The 19,019-nt window shown below is 43.6% G+C and carries 13 protein-coding genes and 1 pseudogene; 7 read left to right on the plus strand and 7 right to left on the minus strand.

The genetic code is table 11. The features are described 5' to 3' along the window. Positions 1–69: 69 nt before the first annotated feature. From PSYC_RS04230 to PSYC_RS04255, 6 genes are all read right to left on the minus strand, one after another. Positions 70–1,299: a glycosyltransferase gene (locus tag PSYC_RS04230; protein WP_011280091.1), complete on the minus strand. Its 1,230-nt coding sequence runs from the start codon at positions 1,297–1,299 to the stop codon at positions 70–72. 355 nt (positions 1,300–1,654) lie between these two features. Then, a complete protein-coding gene (locus PSYC_RS04235) occupies positions 1,655–2,623 on the minus strand; it encodes a hypothetical protein (protein WP_011280092.1) in 969 nt (322 codons plus the stop codon). Positions 2,624–2,963: 340 nt separating this feature from the next. Beyond that, positions 2,964–3,440: a transcription elongation factor GreA gene (gene greA, locus PSYC_RS04240; protein WP_011280093.1), complete on the minus strand. Its 477-nt coding sequence runs from the start codon at positions 3,438–3,440 to the stop codon at positions 2,964–2,966. A 338-nt stretch (positions 3,441–3,778) separates the two neighbouring features. Next, a complete protein-coding gene (carB, locus tag PSYC_RS04245) occupies positions 3,779–7,033 on the minus strand; it encodes a carbamoyl-phosphate synthase large subunit (protein WP_011280094.1) in 3,255 nt (1,084 codons plus the stop codon). Between the two features lie 198 nt (positions 7,034–7,231). Next, a complete protein-coding gene (carA, locus tag PSYC_RS04250) occupies positions 7,232–8,464 on the minus strand; it encodes a glutamine-hydrolyzing carbamoyl-phosphate synthase small subunit (RefSeq protein ID WP_011280095.1) in 1,233 nt (410 codons plus the stop codon). A gap of 386 nt (positions 8,465–8,850) precedes the next feature. After that, entirely contained in the window at positions 8,851–9,420 is a 570-nt protein-coding gene (locus PSYC_RS04255; RefSeq protein ID WP_011280096.1) for a phosphatase PAP2 family protein, read from the minus strand. A gap of 414 nt (positions 9,421–9,834) precedes the next feature. On the opposite strand from PSYC_RS04255, the gene PSYC_RS04260 reads away from it, so the two are divergent. The 4 genes from PSYC_RS04260 (at position 9,835) to PSYC_RS04275 (ending at position 12,693) form a co-directional block, all read left to right on the plus strand. Further along, complete coding sequence (locus PSYC_RS04260; RefSeq protein ID WP_011280097.1) at positions 9,835–10,371, plus strand: gamma carbonic anhydrase family protein; 537 nt, start codon at positions 9,835–9,837, stop codon at positions 10,369–10,371. A 61-nt stretch (positions 10,372–10,432) separates the two neighbouring features. Continuing rightward, entirely contained in the window at positions 10,433–11,149 is a 717-nt protein-coding gene (locus PSYC_RS04265; RefSeq protein WP_011280098.1) for an HAD family hydrolase, read from the plus strand. A gap of 94 nt (positions 11,150–11,243) precedes the next feature. Continuing rightward, a protein-coding gene (prfB, locus tag PSYC_RS04270) for a peptide chain release factor 2 (protein WP_148201652.1) occupies positions 11,244–12,339 on the plus strand; the annotation gives its coding sequence in 2 pieces (ribosomal slippage) (positions 11,244–11,315 and positions 11,317–12,339; 1,095 coding nt in all). 69 nt (positions 12,340–12,408) lie between these two features. Further along, positions 12,409–12,693, plus strand: coding sequence for a pyrimidine/purine nucleoside phosphorylase (locus PSYC_RS04275; RefSeq protein WP_011280100.1), 285 nt, complete (start codon positions 12,409–12,411; stop codon positions 12,691–12,693). 83 nt (positions 12,694–12,776) lie between these two features. On the opposite strand, the pseudogene PSYC_RS11350 reads toward PSYC_RS04275, so the two are convergent. Beyond that, positions 12,777–12,899 (minus strand): annotated as a pseudogene (locus PSYC_RS11350) (IS3 family transposase); the annotation flags it as partial. A 279-nt stretch (positions 12,900–13,178) separates the two neighbouring features. Between PSYC_RS11350 and PSYC_RS04280 the strand changes: the two are divergent. From PSYC_RS04280 to clpB, 3 genes are all read left to right on the plus strand, one after another. Continuing rightward, entirely contained in the window at positions 13,179–14,888 is a 1,710-nt protein-coding gene (locus PSYC_RS04280) for an AMP-binding protein (protein ID WP_011280101.1), read from the plus strand. 67 nt (positions 14,889–14,955) lie between these two features. Then, on the plus strand, positions 14,956–15,735 hold the full coding sequence (locus tag PSYC_RS04285) for an SDR family NAD(P)-dependent oxidoreductase (RefSeq protein WP_011280102.1): 780 nt from the start codon (positions 14,956–14,958) through the stop codon (positions 15,733–15,735). A 385-nt stretch (positions 15,736–16,120) separates the two neighbouring features. Further along, positions 16,121–18,718: an ATP-dependent chaperone ClpB gene (clpB, locus tag PSYC_RS04290; RefSeq protein ID WP_011280103.1), complete on the plus strand. Its 2,598-nt coding sequence runs from the start codon at positions 16,121–16,123 to the stop codon at positions 18,716–18,718. The last annotated feature ends 301 nt before the right edge of the window (positions 18,719–19,019 follow it).

Genomic DNA, 19,019 nt, shown 5'->3' on the forward strand with positions numbered 1-19,019 from the left:
GTTAAGCATCGTTTGGCTCTTCTGTTACTTTGGTGCTATACGATGTTTTAGGTTTGTCTTTGACTGATCTTATTTTATTGACTGTTTTTTATGGATGATGGGCTCAGTAGTAATGCCGAAGACTTTTTTGTGTCTTCTTACCGCTAAAGCATCTGCGGCGGCTTTCTCTTCTGCCAATGCTTGCTCATGCAGATTTTTATAGACCCCTAACGTCTCATCGATCATCTCACGCATGGTAAATTTGGTGGTCATCTCAGGGCGAGTCACACTTTCTAACTGGTTGCGCACTGCTTTACACAATGCATTGGCATTGTATTTTCTGACTAAGCCTTGCGGATAAAGTGGGCGCAGGATTTCACTAAATGCTGCTTGATCCCAACCGATCACAGGCGTACCCAAATGAATGGCTTGTAAAGTATTGATACCGATAGATTCAGGCTGATTGGCAAGTGCCATGACAACATTGGCCGCTGACAACCACTCGCGCATATCATTACGTTTACTGCCGACATAAGTAATGCGATCGGCAAGTCCCAAAGTATTGCTACGCTGGCGAAAATCTTCATGCGAGACATCGCCTGCGCGGTAATCTTCATCCATAATAATGGCGTGGATATTAGGGAACTGCTCTTGCAGATTACCCAAGATATCAATCAGCCATTCTTGACCATATTCCTTACCAATGATGGTCGGAAATACCAGCCATTTTTTATTCTCAAGCTCAGGGTATTCGGCAAAGGTATGGCGTAGCCAATATACTGATGGATTGTGCCGATAAGGATAACGACGCGTATCAACGCCGCGATAAATACGCTTAATGACTCTGGGGTCTAGCTTTTCACGGCGCAGCCCTTTTTTTAGATAATCGGTCACACTATCAGACACGGTGATAATGGTATGAACATCAAGCAAGGCTTGTGAGTATTTATTGATAGGATAAAAACCATACATAGTCGAGACCAGTTTTGGTCGACGTTTTACCCGTGCACGGCGCAGCGCTAAATGCAGTATCCATGCCGGTGTACGCGAATGTACATGAATGATATCAGGGTCATATTTTTCAATCAGACGTCGCAGCGGAGCGACCTGTAATAAGGACAGCCAAGATTTTTTGTTCATATATAACTGGTGATAATGGTTGCCATCACGCTTTAAGCGTCTGACCAAGTCATTGTCTTCATTAGCACTAGAGATAATGATTGAAGTATGCTCATTTTTGACCAAAGCGCGCCCAAGATGAAAAATACCGCGCTCGGATTCATCATGCTTCAAAGACGACAGTAAACGCATAACTTTCATAATGGCGTGGGTCACTATTTGAGGATATCAAGCTGCTATTGTCAGTGAAAAGCGGCTAAAACTCAACCACCAAAACAAAAAGATGGGGTGAGATAGGGGCTAGTATTTGTGGTGAATAACTATGGACCATTTAAATGATAGCAACTAGGGCGTGTCATCAATTAGTACAGTTATTTTAGGCTAAGCTATACTTAGCCTGTCATTTCTTGAGTGCTATTCATCTGGTTTGTTGTGTTGATTGTTGTGTTGATTGTTGTGTTGATTGTTGTGTTGATTGTTGTGTTGATTGTTGTGTTGATTGTTGTGTTGATTGTTGTGTTGATTGTTGTGTTGATTGTTGTGTTGATTGTTGTATTTATTGTACCTTGGCACGTATGACGACAGTTTGTGCGGCATTCGGACTAAGATTTACCAAGTTCCATTTAAGACCAGAGTAATTTTCTTTAACGACGACTGTATTGCCAACTTGCTGAATGGTTTGATAGCTATCGCCACCAGTGGTCGCAAGCGTTGGCAGTGGACTGTTCAATGACACTATTCTGACGCCATTTGGCAAGGAAACCATGGCATTGATATCAGTCACCGGCTGCGCTGTGGTATTGGTATAAACGGTATGATACTCAATGACATCACCAGGCGCGATATGGTTAGCCGGTACTGCAACCTCACGTCCATCGCTATTTTTAAGGATTTTCATGACCTTGGTTTGAGCGTTGACCACATCAGGCGTACTAAAAGTTGGTTTTAGCTGTAAAGCATCTATAGAGGTAATGGTTGTCACAGGGGTAGTGATCACGGGTGCATTCATCACTGACGTGTTGATTACTGGCAGCTGAGTCGCTGTGATAACAGGCAGTATTTGAGTCGTTGGTAGTATTTGAGTCGTTGGTAGTATTTGAGTCGTTGGTAGTACTTGGGTGACGGTACTGGTCGGCACCGCGATGACATCAACACGACTGCTTTGATTGGTAATATGATTGGTCACAGGTACGCTAGTGACGGTCGCACTACCTTGAGTGACAACAGTATTAATAGCACCTTGGCGAACCACGTAGTGGGGTACGTTGGTAACCTGCACCACCGCAAACGGCATGCCATCTTGCATGCCAATGCTATTAGGAGTGGCGGTGATGACAGCCGTTTTACCATCAGAATACTGCTCGACCACGGTGGTACTGCCGCCCGTAGAGGGTAGAACTGTCACCTCAGTAGCCGCATTGGCAGAAGACATAGCCATGACAGTACCTGCCAAAAGTGCTGATACTGCTGTGAATGTGGCTGTTTTTTGCATCACAACTGATGAGTGATCAATAGTGGTGGTCATAATAAAGTCCTTTAAAATTATAGTAAGTAAAACAAGAATGAAGAACGCTTAGATAAGAAAACCCCCGTTAATTGACTCTACAGAGCAGGTCAAATAACGAGGGTAGCAGTACTGATAATGGACAGCCAACTATCCATCCATCGATATATCCGTCATTATCTTAAGCAACCGCCAAGTAACCGGCTCAGTAATCTCAACTCAACAATTATGCGCTAAAACAAATTGAGTAGAAAAGCAGCGTTGTGTAACGGCTCTCCTATAAACAATGGCAATTTGTGCGGTTTGCTTTATTTGCTTCTTAAGCAGACCGCTATTTTACTCACTATAAAAGCCAGCTAGACTAATCGTAAATGACTTTCATGATTTCGTATTCGACCACACCTTTAGGGGTTTCAATACGGGCTTCATCGCCTTCAGACTTACCAATTAAACCCCGCGCAATCGGTGAATTGACAGAGATTTTACCTGCTTTAAAATCCGCTTCGTCGTCACCAACGATTTTGTATTGTTTTTCTTCTTCAGTGTCCATGTTTTCGATAACCACGCTCACGCCGAATATCACGCGACCATCTTTTGGTAACGTCGCAGGATCGATGATTTGGGCACCGCCAAGTTTGGCTTCGATATCACGGATACGTGCTTCACAGAAACCTTGCTGTTCACGAGCAGCATGATATTCAGCATTTTCTTTTAAATCGCCGTGTTCGCGCGCTTCAGCGATAGAGGCGGTAATACGTGGACGGTCGATACTTTTTAACTGTTTTAATTCGGCTTCTAGAGCGGCATGTCCTTGCGGAGTCATGGGGTAACGTTGCATGTTTTTTCCTTAAACCAATAACACGGGCACCATCTCATAGGGAGATGGTGTCAGGGTTGTTGCAATGGGTATAAAATAAAAAAAGAATAATGATTCAGACGGCGTAACCAGTCAGGTCGCTATCATTCATTGATATCAATTCAATAATCTGGGTGTTTAAGCTTACGTAATAAAAAGCATAGTCGCAGTTTAGCCACTATGCTTTTTAGGTTTATCATTTAAATTGTATTTCAAACATGGTTTGCTGTGTTCAACAGGAAATCATACTCAAATAAGCTCTTAGGCAAGCCTAACGGTTATGCTTAATCTACTGAAATTATTCAGCCAAGTCAATAGAGCTAAACAATAGACTTTGCTTGCTCATGCAAATCTTGCAATTTATACACCTCAAAAGGTAGGTCAATGGCATAAGATTTACAGACCGCATCTGCCGCACCTAAAGTGGTGACGTAGAACACTTTGCCTTGTAGTGCACTACGACGGATAGAGAATGAATCCTCTTGTGCCTGCTTGCCTTCGGTCGTGTTGATAATCATATCAATGTTGCCATTTTTCAAGGCATCAACGATATGCGGGCGACCTTCGGTGACTTTGTTGATTTGTTTACATTCAATACCATTGTCGCTAAGTACCTTTTGCGTACCAGTAGTCGCCACAATATTAAAGCCAAAGTCAATCAGCTGACGAGCGATAGGGGCAACTTGTTCTTTATCACTATCACGTACAGAGATAAAGACCGTTTTGGTTTCACCTTCAGTTGGTAGACCGGGCAGACGCTCATTACTACCGATGACGGCTTTATAGAAAGCTTCGCCAAAGGTTTTGCCAACGCCCATCACTTCACCAGTTGATTTCATCTCAGGGCTCAAGATTGGATCAACACCAGGGAACTTAGCAAACGGGAAGACCGCTTCTTTGACTGCAAAAAATGCAGGAACGATTTCTTTCGTAAAGCCTTGGTCTTTTAGCGAGGTGCCAGCCATACAACGCGCTGCGATTTGCGCTAGAGAAGTACCGATACATTTAGAGACAAACGGCACCGTACGCGCTGCACGAGGATTGACCTCAAGGATGTAAACCGTTTCACCTTTTACCGCAAACTGTACGTTCATCAAACCCACAACACCAAGCTCTTTAGCCATGGCGACGGTTTGTGCGCGCATCACATCACATAACTCTTTTGAGAGCGAGTAAGGTGGTAATGAACAGGCTGAGTCACCAGAGTGTACGCCAGCTTGTTCGATATGCTGCATGATACCGCCAATCACCACGTCAGTACCGTCGCTAACACAATCGACATCGACTTCGATAGCGTCGTCTAAGAAACGGTCTAATAGTACCGGCGCTTCGTTTGACGCTTGTACCGCAGTACGCAGATAATGTCTTAGTTCATCTTCGTTATAGACAATCTCCATCGCACGACCACCGAGTACATATGATGGACGTACTACTAATGGATAGCCAACGTCTTTTGCTTTGACCAAACCATCTTCTAAGCTAGTGGCTAAGGCATTGGTTGGTTGAACAAGGTTCAATTGCTGAATCATATGTTGAAAGCGTTCGCGATCTTCAGCACGGTCAATCGCATCAGGGCTAGTGCCAATGATTTTGACGCCAGCGGCTTCAAGCGCACGGGCTAGCTTCAATGGCGTTTGACCACCGAACTGTACAATCACGCCATCAGGATTTTCGATACGAACGATCTCTAGCACGTCTTCTAAGGTGATTGGCTCAAAGTAGAGACGATCAGAGGTGTCATAATCGGTTGAAACGGTTTCAGGGTTACAGTTGACCATGATGGTCTCATAACCGTCTTCGCGCATCGCAAGGGCTGCGTGTACACAGCAATAGTCAAACTCGATACCTTGACCGATACGGTTAGGACCGCCACCGATAACCATAATTTTTTTGTTATTCGTTGGATTTGCTTCACATTCGCTATCATACGTTGAGTACATATAAGCAGTACTGGTAGCAAATTCTGCCGCGCAGGTATCGACGCGCTTATAAACTGGATAGATATTTAGGTCCCAACGCTTGGTACGTAGCTGCTTTTGTGAGACGCCAAGCAACTTCGCCAAACGTAAGTCTGATAAGCCTTTACGCTTAAAGCTGCGTAAGTTCTTTTCGGTTAAACCACCAAAACCTAACGCTTTAACTTGTGCTTCGGTTTTGACGATATCTTCGATTTGTACCAAGAACCATGGGTCGATTTTGGTTAGTTTGAAAACGTCATCGACGCTCATGCCAATACGGAAAGCATCAGCAATATAATAAATGCGTTCAGGTGTTGGAATGGTCAGACGATTGGTAATCTCGCTGCGTGCCTTTTCAATGCTGACTTTTGATAAATCGATTTGCTCATCAAAACCATCATTGCCGGTTTCCATACCACGCAGTGCTTTTTGCATGGATTCTTGGAAGTTACGGCCGATAGCCATCACTTCACCAACTGATTTCATCTGGGTTGATAACACGTTATCCGCTTGTGGGAATTTTTCAAAGTTAAAACGAGGTATCTTTGTAACCACATAATCAAGTGCAGGTTCGAAGCTTGCTGGCGTTTTGCCACCAGTGATGTCATTTTGCAATTCATCTAGCGTATAACCAATCGCTAATTTTGCCGCGATTTTTGCAATCGGGAAGCCCGTGGCTTTTGATGCTAATGCTGATGAGCGTGATACGCGTGGATTCATCTCGATGACGACCATACGACCGGTATCTGGGTTGATACCGAACTGCACGTTTGAGCCGCCTGTTTCCACGCCAATCTCACGCAGTACTGCTAATGAAGCATTGCGCATGATTTGATATTCTTTGTCGGTCAGCGTTTGTGCTGGCGCAACCGTGATTGAGTCGCCCGTATGTACACCCATCGGATCAAAGTTTTCGATGGCGCAGATGATGATGCAGTTGTCGTTTTTGTCGCGAACCACTTCCATCTCATATTCTTTCCAACCAATCAATGACTCATCGATAAGTAGCTGATGGTTTGGTGATAAGTCAAAACCACGCTCACAAATCTCGATAAATTCGTCGCGGTTGTATGCGATACCGCCGCCTGAACCGCCCATAGTAAACGAGGGGCGAATGATACAGGGATAGCCCATTTTTTCTTGGGTTGCAAAGGCTTCTTCCATCGTCTCAGCAGTTTCAGCGCGTGGACATTCAAGGCCGATACGCTTCATCGCTTTATCGAACAAGTTGCGGTCTTCTGCCATCTCGATTGAATCTTTAGTCGCCCCAATCAATTCGCAATTATATTTGGTCAATACGCCATGCTTATCTAATTCTAACGCACAGTTTAGAGCGGTTTGTCCGCCCATCGTTGGCAAGATAGCATCAGGACGCTCTTTAGCAATGATTTGCTCAACCGTCTGCCATGTAATAGGCTCGATATAAGTCGCATCAGCCATAGCAGGGTCAGTCATGATAGTGGCAGGATTTGAATTGACCAAGATGACGCGGTAGCCTTCTTCTTTTAACGCTTTACACGCCTGTGCGCCTGAATAATCAAACTCGCACGCTTGCCCGATGACGATAGGACCTGCGCCAATGATAAGAATGCTTTTTATGTCGGTACGTTTTGGCATAGTTAGGGCTACCTTCGTTTGGGTGATATTTTATTGGTTTATATTTGAATAAAACGGTATTTGAGCAAAGCTGTATCTTATGAAATCTATATTTGAATAGTTACTATCATATTTTGGGTGGATCAGCTTAAACCACCGTCAGTGATTTAAGCTTTATAATAAATTGTTATTTATCGACAATGGTTGATGCTTAATACATTAAGCTTTAGCTGCTGCTAGCATGTCTGCAAACTTATCAAATAATGGCGCGGCATCATGCGGGCCAGGGCTGGCTTCTGGGTGACCTTGGAAGCTAAATACTGGCTTATTGGTCAGCTCGATACCTTGGTTAGTACCATCAAATAATGAGCGATGAGTAGACTTAACATTCTCTGGTAGCGTGTCTTCATCGACTGCAAAACCATGGTTCTGACTGGTAATCATGACGGTGCCGGTTGCCAAATCTTGGACGGGATGGTTAGCGCCATGATGACCAGTTTTCATTTTTATGGTGTTTGCACCGCTGGCAAGACCAATCAGCTGATGACCTAAGCAAATACCAAAGGTCGGAATATTTGTCTCTTCAATGATATGACGTACCGCATCGATAGCGTAATCACAAGCAGCAGGGTCGCCAGGACCATTTGATAAGAATATACCGTCTGGATTCATCGCTAGCACATCTGCGATAGGCGTTTGCGCTGGCACGACGGTTACATGACAGCCGCGGTCTACTAGCATACGTAGGATATTGGTTTTGCTACCGAAGTCATAAGCAACGACATTGTATTTTGCTTCAATATGCGTGCCCAAATGCTTAAAGAAGCCGCCCGTACCACTATCATGGCTACCAGCTATATCGCGATTAAGTAGAGTATCGGATAAATCCCAGCTACCGGCTGTCCATTCAAACGTGGTTGGCGTACAGCATTCTTTTGCCAAGTCCATACCTTCAATACCAGCAAACTCTTGCGCCAGTTTAATGGCTTGTTGCTCGTCATCACTACTGATAGTCTCGCCATTAGAGGCGGTCATGATACATCCATTTTGTGCGCCTTTATCACGTAACAGGCGAGTCAATTGGCGCGTATCAATATCAGCGATGGCGACGGTGTTATGATTTTGTAGATAATCGCTCAGTGATTCTGAATGACGGAAGTTTGAGGTCACCATGGTCGCATCACGAATGATAAGACCGTCAGCCCACACTTTATGGCCATTGCCAGACTCGACATCTTCAGCGTTGGTACCGGTATTACCGATATGCGGGTAGGTGAGGGTCACGAGCTGACGCGCGTAGCTTGGGTCGGTTAGGATTTCTTGATACCCTGTCATGGCTGTATTGAAAACCACCTCACCGACACGATGACCAAGGCTGCCGATACTAATACCACGAAAAATCGTACCGTCCGCTAGTGCCAAAATTGCTTGTATTTCTGTCGATGAATTCAAGGGTTGCCTCCGCTGTTATTGGTAAGTGCTGTGCTGGTTTTTTGATTAAAATAAAGCGCTGCTTTTTTGATTATTGGTATTTAACTGCGGCTAAATAGCAATAATAAAAGAGACAGCGCCAAAATTTTTCCACAAAAAAGCGAGAAGACATCATAGATGAAAAGGTACAGGATTCACTAGGTAGTGAATTAAGTAACTTACATCATGTCCGCTCGCTTTGGCACAGATTTTGCGCATTATACTAGAGTTTTGCGTTAAGGGCTAGCACCTTAAGGATAAGTATAGTAAATAACATCCAGATAATTTAGGTGTCTCTCGATTATGCGCCATAAATAGTAAGTGGGCAGGAGTGGGAGTAAAGAGCTATTAGCAATAAACTTTATTGATCAAAAATTATAATGCACCGATAAACCATAGTAATCTGGCGATAAGTTGGTAGCGATATGCAGCTGGTCATCTTGATAGCTTTTTGTCAGATAGATACTGCTCGCCATACCTAGGGCAGCGCCCGCTAATACATCGACAGCATCATGCTTATCGGCTTCTATACGGCTATAAGCCACAAAACCTGCGCCAATATAGGCAGGAACACTATATTTTAGTCCATAGCGTTTATGAATAAAGCTGGCACCTTGAAACGCGCTTGAGGTATGACCTGATGGATAAGCATTATCATCGCTACCATCTGGTCGCTCTTTATCAATCACAGATTTTAGGGCATAAGTGGCAGCAACATTGGTTGCAAATGAATAATAAAATTGCTCTCGTCCCTCTTTATCATCCATATAATAAGTGCTACCGTAAGCAACTGCTGGAATGGCGAAAGATAAGATATCGCCTGCCTTTTCGATATTATCGCTACTACTGGCATGGGCTGGCATAGCGACAAGCAAGGTGCTCGACAATAAAAAACTACTTGGTAATAAAATGATAGCGGAAGAGGTTTTGCTGATCATTGCGGTAATCCTAAAGAGGGTTTGGTAGGGCGGATAAGATAGGAAAATGGCATTATACTACAAATGCTTGCTATCACATTACGCGCTCACACATTTTATAGGCTAATTTATAGGCTAATATATAGTTGAAATACTTTAAAATCGCTACCGTATTGCTGGTGTAAATTTTTTGCAGCCTCTGTCTGCGTAGGCACAGCAAGCAAGAAAAATTTGCACCAGTAGTACGTGTTGTATTGATATTACTTTTCACCGACTATAATAACCAGTATCGGTGCCAGCTATTTAAATGATTTTACGACCCATACAGTAGGTATGCATAAAGGTATCGATCAGTAGGTATGCATGAAGGTATCGATTTTATATTTTAATAAAGACATGCTTTTACAAATCTTAGATGAACACCAAGGATAGATTATGATTTATCAATATTTAGACAGAGTGCCTACGTTCGCTGTACCGTTTAACGGTTGGATTGCAGACTCCGCGTGCGTCATTGGTGATGTGTATTTGGGTCATCAGGCAAGCGTCTGGTTTGGTGCGGTGATTCGCGGTGACAATGAGCGTATCCATATCGGTGACTATAGTAACGTGCAAGAAAACAGCGTAATTCATACCGATGCTGGTATCGAGGTGAAAATTGGTAATCATGTCACTATTGGTCATTTAGCGATGCTGCATGGCTGTGAAGTCGGTGATAATAGCTTAATTGGGATTGGCGCTGTCATCCTAAATAATGCCAAAATCGGCAAAAACTGTATTATTGGTGCCAAAGCCTTGGTCACCGAAGGCAAAGAGATTCCAGATAACTCTCTCGTTGTAGGCGCTCCTGCAAAAGTGATCAAAACATTGACGGATGAGCAGGCAGTCATGATGAAACTGTCGGCGCTACATTATGCTGAGCGTTGTCAGAAGTTTAAAACCGGTCTAAGAGAGATTGAACAACCAAAATAAGCCGCTAACTACGAGTTACTAGTAATTATTATTACCAATCATCATTAATGAGTATTTTGTTATGAGCATGCCAAGCATTGACATTGAACCAACGCCACGCACCTTACGCACCTTAGCGCTCTTTGATTTAGACCATACCTTGCTCGATGTCGATAGCGACTATTTATGGGGCGAATATATCGTCAAGCATAATCTTGTTGATGAAGCGCAGTATCGTACTGCCAATCAGAAATTCTATAATGACTATATCGAAGGCAGGCTTGATGCGACGGAATATAACGAGTTTGTGGCGCAATTCTTAAGTAGCCTACCGATGGGCAGACTGCATGAGCTGCGAGAAGACTATATTAAAAGTGAAATCGAGCCGCACATCCGCCCAAAAGCGATGGAAGTATTGTGTCAGCATGTTGAAGAAGGTCACGATGTGGTGATTATTTCAGCGACCAATGATTTTGTGGTATCTGCGATTGCCAAACGCTTTGGGATTGAAGATGGCAATGTACTCTCAACGCCGCTTGAGATAAAAGATAAGCGCTATACCGGTAAATTGACCGACAAGCCAAACTTTAAAGAAGGTAAGATTTATCATTTGGATAAATGGATTGGCAAGCAACAACTGGCTGGCATTCATTTTAACAAGACCTATGCCTATTCTGACTCTAAAAATGACATTCCGCTGCTTGAGTGGGCGGATGTGGCTATTTGTGTGTCACCGGATGCTGCGCTACATGCCCATGCATTGTCACATCGCTGGGCAGTTGAGGATTGGTCAATTTAAAGGACGCATGCAGCGGCTAAAATTAGCCGAACATTTCACCTGAATCTCATTTAAAATAGCGCTATCGTATTTTTTAAAACACACAGGAACATTTATGGAAATCAATCCGTATCAAGAACGAATTAAAGACTTATCTGAGCGTGGGCAGGACTTGCGGAGGTATCTTTGACTTCGATGGTAAGCAAGAACGCTTAGAAGAAGTCAATTTAGAGCTGGAAAATCCTGAGCTATGGAATGATCCAGAACGCGCGACCAAGATTAATAAAGAAAAAAGTCAGCTTGATGGGGTGATTGATGTGGTGGTGTCGCTTGAAACCACATTGGAAGATGCGTCTGCGATGCTAGAGCTTGCAGTAGAAGAAGAAGACGAGTCATTGCTTGCTGATGTGCAAGCCGAATTAGACAACGCTGAAAAACGCGTGGCAGATTTAGAGTTCCGCCGCATGTTTAGCGGTGAGATGGATCCGAATAATTGCTATTTGGATATCCAGTCAGGTAGTGGCGGTACAGAGGCACAAGATTGGGCAGAGATGTTGCTGCGTATGTATACGCGTTGGGCAGAAGCACATGGTTTTAAAGTAGACGTTATCGAAGTGTCTGCTGGCGGAGTCGCTGGTATCAAGTCAGCAACCATTGAGATTAAAGGCGATTATGCTTTTGGTTGGTTACGTACCGAAATCGGCGTGCATCGCTTAGTACGTAAATCACCATTTGACAGTAATAACGGTCGTCATACTTCATTTGCGGCTGTTTTTGTGTCGCCTGAAATTGATGATAATATCGAGATTGATGTCAATCCGGCAGATTTGCGTATTGATACTTATCGCTCATCGGGGGCTGGTGGTCAGCACGTAAACACCACCGATTCTGCTGTGCGTATCACTCATGAACCGAGTGGCGTGGTGGTGACTTGTCAAAACGAGCGCAGCCAGCATGGCAATAAAGCCACGGCAATGAAAATGCTGCGTGCTAAGCTATATGAGCTTGAAATGCAAAAACGGATGGAATCCCAGCAAGCCGTTGAAGATGGTAAGTCGGATGTTGGCTGGGGCAGTCAAATTCGCTCGTATGTCCTTGATGACTCACGTATCAAGGACTTACGTACTGGCGTTGAAACCTTTAACACTGGTGCGGTGCTCGATGGCGACCTTGATCAATTTATCGAAGCGAGTCTAAAAGCGGGTCTGTAAAGCCAGACTATAAAATTAGACTATAAACACAATTTTAAAATATCAACCAACACTTAATTAAGGAAAATTATGCCAAGCGTTAATAATTATTTTGATAATAAAGTAACTTCTATTGCCTTTCAAACGGCAACCAAGCCTGCTACTGTTGGGGTAATGGAGATTGGTGACTATGAATTTGGCACCAGCGAATTTGAGACTATGACAGTCGTTAGCGGTGCTTTGACGGTCAAGTTGCCAGAGAGTGATGAATGGCAGACCTTTAATGCTGGCGCGCAATTTACTGTTGACGCCAATCAGAAATTTCAAGTAAAAGTAGAAGTCGAAACGGCTTATCTATGCACTTACGGTGAATAGTTTTTTAGCTTACGTTAATCTAAGAATTATAAAAACGCCAAGCATTTAAGTGAACTGACCCCCAAATTTTGGACGGTTTACGTTTATTTCAAGGACTGAGTTCTGTACGGTACAGGACTCAGTCCTTTTAGTTTAAGCTGAATACGTTCATGATGGTAGTAATGAATATACTCATGAATCTGTCTCTCGAAAGCTTCAATCGTTTTAGGCTTCTCAATAGTGCTGATATCAATGATTATCTGCGCAGGCTACCATAAATGAGCAGTCAGTCAAAAATGAGCCGTCAGTCAAATTTTCATTAAAGTTCTTTATCTATAAAAATGATACGTTATGTATTGAAATAAATATAAAAATGCGTTACTAATAGAGCATATACCATTTAATAGGTTTAAACAGTTAATAGAATATGATTGTTTTACGATTTATTTTATTATTTCTAACTCTCTGATTTTGTCAGTGATTCTCAATTGCTAAAGGATTAGCTTATGAATACCTTCTCTCAAGAAACTTCATCTACAGAAACTGCAGTGAATACCGTCAATACAATAACGAGCTACAGTGATTATTATCATAATTTTGATATCAATACATTATTGACAGAAATATTTGGCGAGCATTTAGATGATCGTTTGAATGCTTATATGGCGTGTTGCGGTCGTCATGTACGTGATGGTCGCGGTGACAATATCGCACTGGTACATGAAGATATGGCGGGCCATGTGACTCGTATGAGTTTTGCTGAACTGGATAAGGCAAGTGCGCAGGTTGCCAGCTTATTACTTTCTTATGGCGTGCAAGCAGGTGACCAAGTGGCGACTATGCTGCCGCGCACGCCTGAATTACTAACCATTGTATTAGCCACTTGGCGGATTGGCGCAGTATATCAACCGCTGTTTACCGCTTTTGGTTATGATTCGATTAAGTATCGGATGGACAAAGCCAATACTAAAGTTGTTTTTACCAATCAAGAAAATCGTGGCAAGTTTGACGACTTGGCCAAACAAAGCAAGATGGTATTGGTTGGCAGCAAGGTAGATGCGCAAAGTTGGGGTGATGATAATTATGCTGAAAGGATATCAAAGCAGCCGCAAACGATAGAACCAGTATTACTGAATACCGATGCGCCCTTTTTACAGATGTTTACCTCGGGCACGGTGGGCAAATCAAAAGGCGTTAGCGTGCCACTAAGTGCACTCTCAGCTTTTTATCTATATATGCGTTATGCGATTGACTTGCGCGCAGATGATAACTATTGGAATATGGCAGATCCAGGTTGGGCGTACGGTCTTTACTATGCAATTACAGGACCTTTATTATTAGGGGTGACGACGTATTTTAATGAAGCTGGGTTTGATGCGGAAAATACTCGTGACTTTATGGTACGTCATAAGATTAGTAATTTGGCATCCTCGCCGACGGCATTTCGCATGATGAAATCGAGTGGCGTGTTTGAAAGTGCTCACAATGACCCAGAGGCTAAATTATCACTGCGCTGTGCCAATTCAGCAGGTGAGACCTTAAATACCGAAGTGGTCAATTGGGTTGAAAACTATTTGAACTGCAAAGTTTGTGATCAGTATGGGCAGACGGAAACAGGGATGACGTGTTGCGAGCACCATGCTTTAGATCATGAGTGCCCAGTTGGCTCGATGGGTATGGCACTACCGGGGCATACACTTGTGGTGTTAGATGATGATATGAAGGTACTCGCTGATGGTGAACAAGGGCAGCTGGCAGTGGTAGTCAGCCAATCGCCAGCATTTTATTTCCGTGGTTATAACTGGAATGAGAAAGATGCATTCGTGAATGATTATTATCTAACAGGCGATGTGGTTGAGCGTCATAGCGATGGCAGTTATTGGTTCTCTGGGCGTGATGATGACATTATTATTACGTCAGGCTACCGAGTAGGTCCTACCGATGTCGAAAATACCGTGCTTGAACATGAAGCCGTCGCAGAGTCGGCTGCTGTCGGTGTACCTGATGAAGTGCGTGGTCATACCATCAAGTCTTATGTGGTACTAAAAGACGGTATCGAAGGGACGGCAGAGATTGCCAAGGAAATTCAAGACTTGGTACGCAGACGTCTCTCGACGCATGCTTATCCACGTGAAGTTGAGTTTGTGACAGCACTACCAAAGACCCCAAGTGGTAAGATTCAGCGTTTTTTGTTGCGTAGTTTATCGGCAGCATAAATGAATCGAAGTGTTAATAAGACAATAAAATAGACAGTTTATAAAAATATTAATTAAAGGAAAGATTATGAAAATTGAACAACACAGCTTTTTGGTTACGGGCGGTGCGTCAGGTCTAGGTGAGTCAGTGGCTCGCGCTATCGTGGCTCAAGGTGGTAAGGTTGTCATTGCTGACCTTAACGAGTCAACGGGGCAAGCATTGGTAGACGAGCTGGGTGACAATGCTCGTTTTGTACGCTGTGATGTGACCAGTGGCGATGAAGTGCAAGTGGCGGTTGATATCGCTGAAAAGGCGTTTGGTGGTCTGCAAGGGTCGATAAATTGTGCTGGTATCGTTGTTGTACAAAAATTGTTAGATCGTGAAAATAATCCTGCAGATCTCGATGCCTTTAGTCGTGGCGTGAACATTAACCTCGTTGGTTCTTTTAACGTGGCACGTTTGGTGGCGGCTAGTATTGCTAAGCGCGTGGCAGCTAGTACGCCAGCCGAAGTCAATGCTGACAACGGAATTATCATCAATACGGCTTCTATCGCCGCTTTTGATGGGCAAGTCGGACAAGCCAGTTATGCCTCATCTAAAGCTGGAGTCGTTGGCATGATGTTGCCGCTAGCCCGTGAGCTGACTCGTCATGGTATCCGTGTGATGACTGTAGCGCCAGGGGTATTTGCAACGCCTATGATGCAAAGTCTGCCTGAAAAGGCCCGTGAGCAGCTAGAGGCTGCGGTACCTTATCCTAAGCGTTTGGGCAACCCAAATGAGTTTGCCAAATTGGTCATGCATATCATTGATAATGCCTATCTTAATGGTGAAGTGATTCGTTTAGATGGCGCGATTCGTATGGTGTAATAAGGTATTAAAGATTTAATATCGTAGCTTTAAGTATTATTCCTATAACTCGTACAATACTTGGCATGGTTTTTTGCTATCTTATAGATGATAATTTTATTTATTAATGATAAGAAGCAATGCCATGCTGTTTTTTTGTGCAAATCTTAAATAAGCAGTATCCGCAGACGCATTTTTTTGAAAATTGAATGAATTATATATTGAGTGTGAGCGCGATGTAGTAACTACATTTAAAGTAATCAATATCATTACTATTAATAAGGTTTTAACGGTAAATAGGTTGAAATCTACCTCTATATACCGCATATATAAAGGTAGAGGAAGGCAAGCAAACAGCATAAGTTTGCTGCCTGATAATATATACGAATGATAAAAGGATGCTTATATGAGATTTGAAAAGTTTACTCAAAAACTGCAATCTGCGATACAAGAGGCACAAAGTCTGGCGTTAGGGCGTGACCATACCGGTATTGATCCGGTGCACCTGCTTGCAGTCTTGCTGCAAGATGAGTCTAACTTGTCTATCTGCCAACAAGCAGGCGCGTCTATTCCTGCGTTAAAAAATGGCGTGGCAAAGGCATTAGATAACCAAGCAACGATTTCGGAGCCGACAGGTGATGTCAATCTTAATCCAAACTCGGTTAAGATTTTGAATTTGGCAGATCGCCAAGCGCAAAAAGAAGGCGATGATTTTATCGCGACTGAATGGGTGATGTTGGCACTTGCTGAGCAAGGCGATACCAAAAAAATATTTGAAAGTGCTGGCGTTACAGCCAATAAATTAAAAGCGGTGATTGAGCAATTGCGCGGCGATGATACTGTGAATAATCAAAATGCAGAAGATCAGCGTGATGCCCTTAATAAATACACCATTAACTTAACTGAGCAAGCAGAGCTTGGTAAGCTTGATCCGGTGATTGGTCGTGACGAAGAGATTCGACGTACTATCCAAGTGTTGTCACGCCGTACCAAAAACAATCCTGTGCTCATCGGTGAGCCAGGTGTTGGTAAAACGGCTATTGTAGAAGGCTTGGCACAAAAAATCATCAATGGTGATGTACCAGAAGGTTTACGTCGTAAAGAAGTGCTGTCGTTGGACTTAGGTGCTTTGATTGCTGGTGCAAAATTCCGTGGTGAGTTTGAAGAGCGTCTCAAAGCGGTACTCAGTGACTTATCGAAGCAAGAAGGTAACGTTATCTTATTTATCGATGAGCTACATACGCTAGTTGGGGCAGGTAAGGCGGATGGTGCGATGGACGCCGGTAATATGCTAAAACCAGCGCTTGCACGTGGTGAGCTGCATTGCGTCGGTGCGACTACTTTAGATGAATATCGTAAGTATATTGAAAAAGATGCGGCGCTTGAGCGTCGTTTCCAAAAAGTATTGGTTGATGAGCCGACGGTTGAAGATACCATTGCGATTTTACGTGGACTAAAAGAGCGTTATGAGCTGCATCATGGGGTCGATATCCAAGACAGCGCCATCATTGCGGCTGCTCGTATGAGTCATCGTTATATCACTGATCGCAAGCTGCCGGATAAAGCCATTGACTTGATTGATGAAGCTGCGAGTCGCTTACGTATGGAGATGGACAGCAAACCTGAGTCACTAGGTAAGCTCGATAGTCGTTTGATACAGCTAAAAATGCAGCGTGAAGTGCTCAAAAATGAAGAAGACGCGGGCGCGCAAGCAGAGCGTAAAGTGCTTGATGCACAAATTGAAGAGCTGGAAAAAGAGTACGCCGATCTTAACGAGATTTGGCAAGCAGAAAAAGCTTTGGTTAAAGGCAGTCAGCAGTTAAAAGACGAGCTGGACAAAGCCCGTATTGCTTATGATAAAGCCAGCCGCGAAGGCGATTATGAGACCATGAGCAAGCTGCAGTATGAGACGATACCGCAGTTAGAGCGCCGTATCCATGAATCTGATTTGGCAGAGCAAAAAGAGCAGACTGGTGAAAATAGTGGTGTAAAACTGCTGCGTAACAAAGTCACGGACAATGAAATCGCCGAAGTCGTTGCTGCAGCGACGGGTATTCCAGTTAGTAAAATGCTGCAAGGCGAACGTGACAAGATGCTGGCGATGGAAGAAAACCTCCATGAGCGCGTCATCGGTCAAGATGAAGCGGTCGAAGCAGTAGCCAATGCAGTACGCCGTAGCCGTGCTGGCTTGTCTGATCCAAACCGTCCTTCAGGCTCGTTCTTGTTTTTAGGGCCTACGGGTGTCGGTAAAACAGAGCTGACCAAATCGTTGGCGAACTTCTTGTTTGATTCAGAAGATGCTATCGTCCGTATCGATATGAGTGAGTACATGGAGAAGCATAGCGTCAGCCGTTTGGTGGGCGCGCCTCCAGGTTATGTGGGCTATGAAGAAGGTGGTGCTTTGACGGAGGCGGTACGCCGTAAGCCTTATAGTGTGATTTTGTTTGATGAAGTTGAAAAAGCGCATCCTGATGTGTTTAATATCTTGCTACAAGTATTGGACGATGGTCGCTTGACGGATTCACAAGGTCGCGTGGTAGACTTCAAAAACACCGTCATTATTATGACCAGTAACTTGGGTTCGCACAAAATCCAAGAAATGGTTGGCGAGAGCTATGAAGATATCAAAGCTGAGGTGATGGATTCGGTTGGACAGCATTTCCGCCCAGAGTTTGTCAACCGTATCGATGAGATCGTGGTATTCCATCCGCTAGGTATGTCACAGATGGCTGGTATTGCTGCGATTCAGTTGAACCGCTTGCGTCAGCGTCTATATGAGCGTGAGTTGGATATCGAGTTATCGGCAGATGCGATGAACAAACTGGTTGCAGTTGGCTATGATCCTGTTTATGGTGCGCGTCCACTTAAACGTGCGATCCAACAAGAGATTGAAAACCCATTATCATTGAAATTGCTGGCAGGTGATTTTGTCGCTGGTGATATCATCAAAGTCGATGTCGGTGCTGATGACAAACTGACCTTTGATAAGCTTAGAATGAGCTAATAATTATTGCTGGTTCTAATTGTTATGAGTTCAATCAAACCCCTTATTTGCCTATTTTTTTATACAGGCAAGTAAGGGGTTTTTGTCTTGTGCTCTACTATTCTTCTAATGTCTCAATGTTTTTGCTATAGTCGGTGAAAAGTAATATCGATACAACACGTACTGCTGGTGCAAATTTTTCTTGCTTGCTGTGCCTACGCAGACAGAGGCTGCAAAAAATTTACACCAGCAATACGGTAGCGACTTTAAAGTATTTCAACTATATATGAATATAAAATTTATGGAGACTAGATAATAATAA

Origin of the sequence: Psychrobacter arcticus 273-4 (genome assembly GCF_000012305.1) — a bacterium.
Taxonomy (GTDB): Bacteria; Pseudomonadota; Gammaproteobacteria; order Pseudomonadales; family Moraxellaceae; genus Psychrobacter; species Psychrobacter arcticus.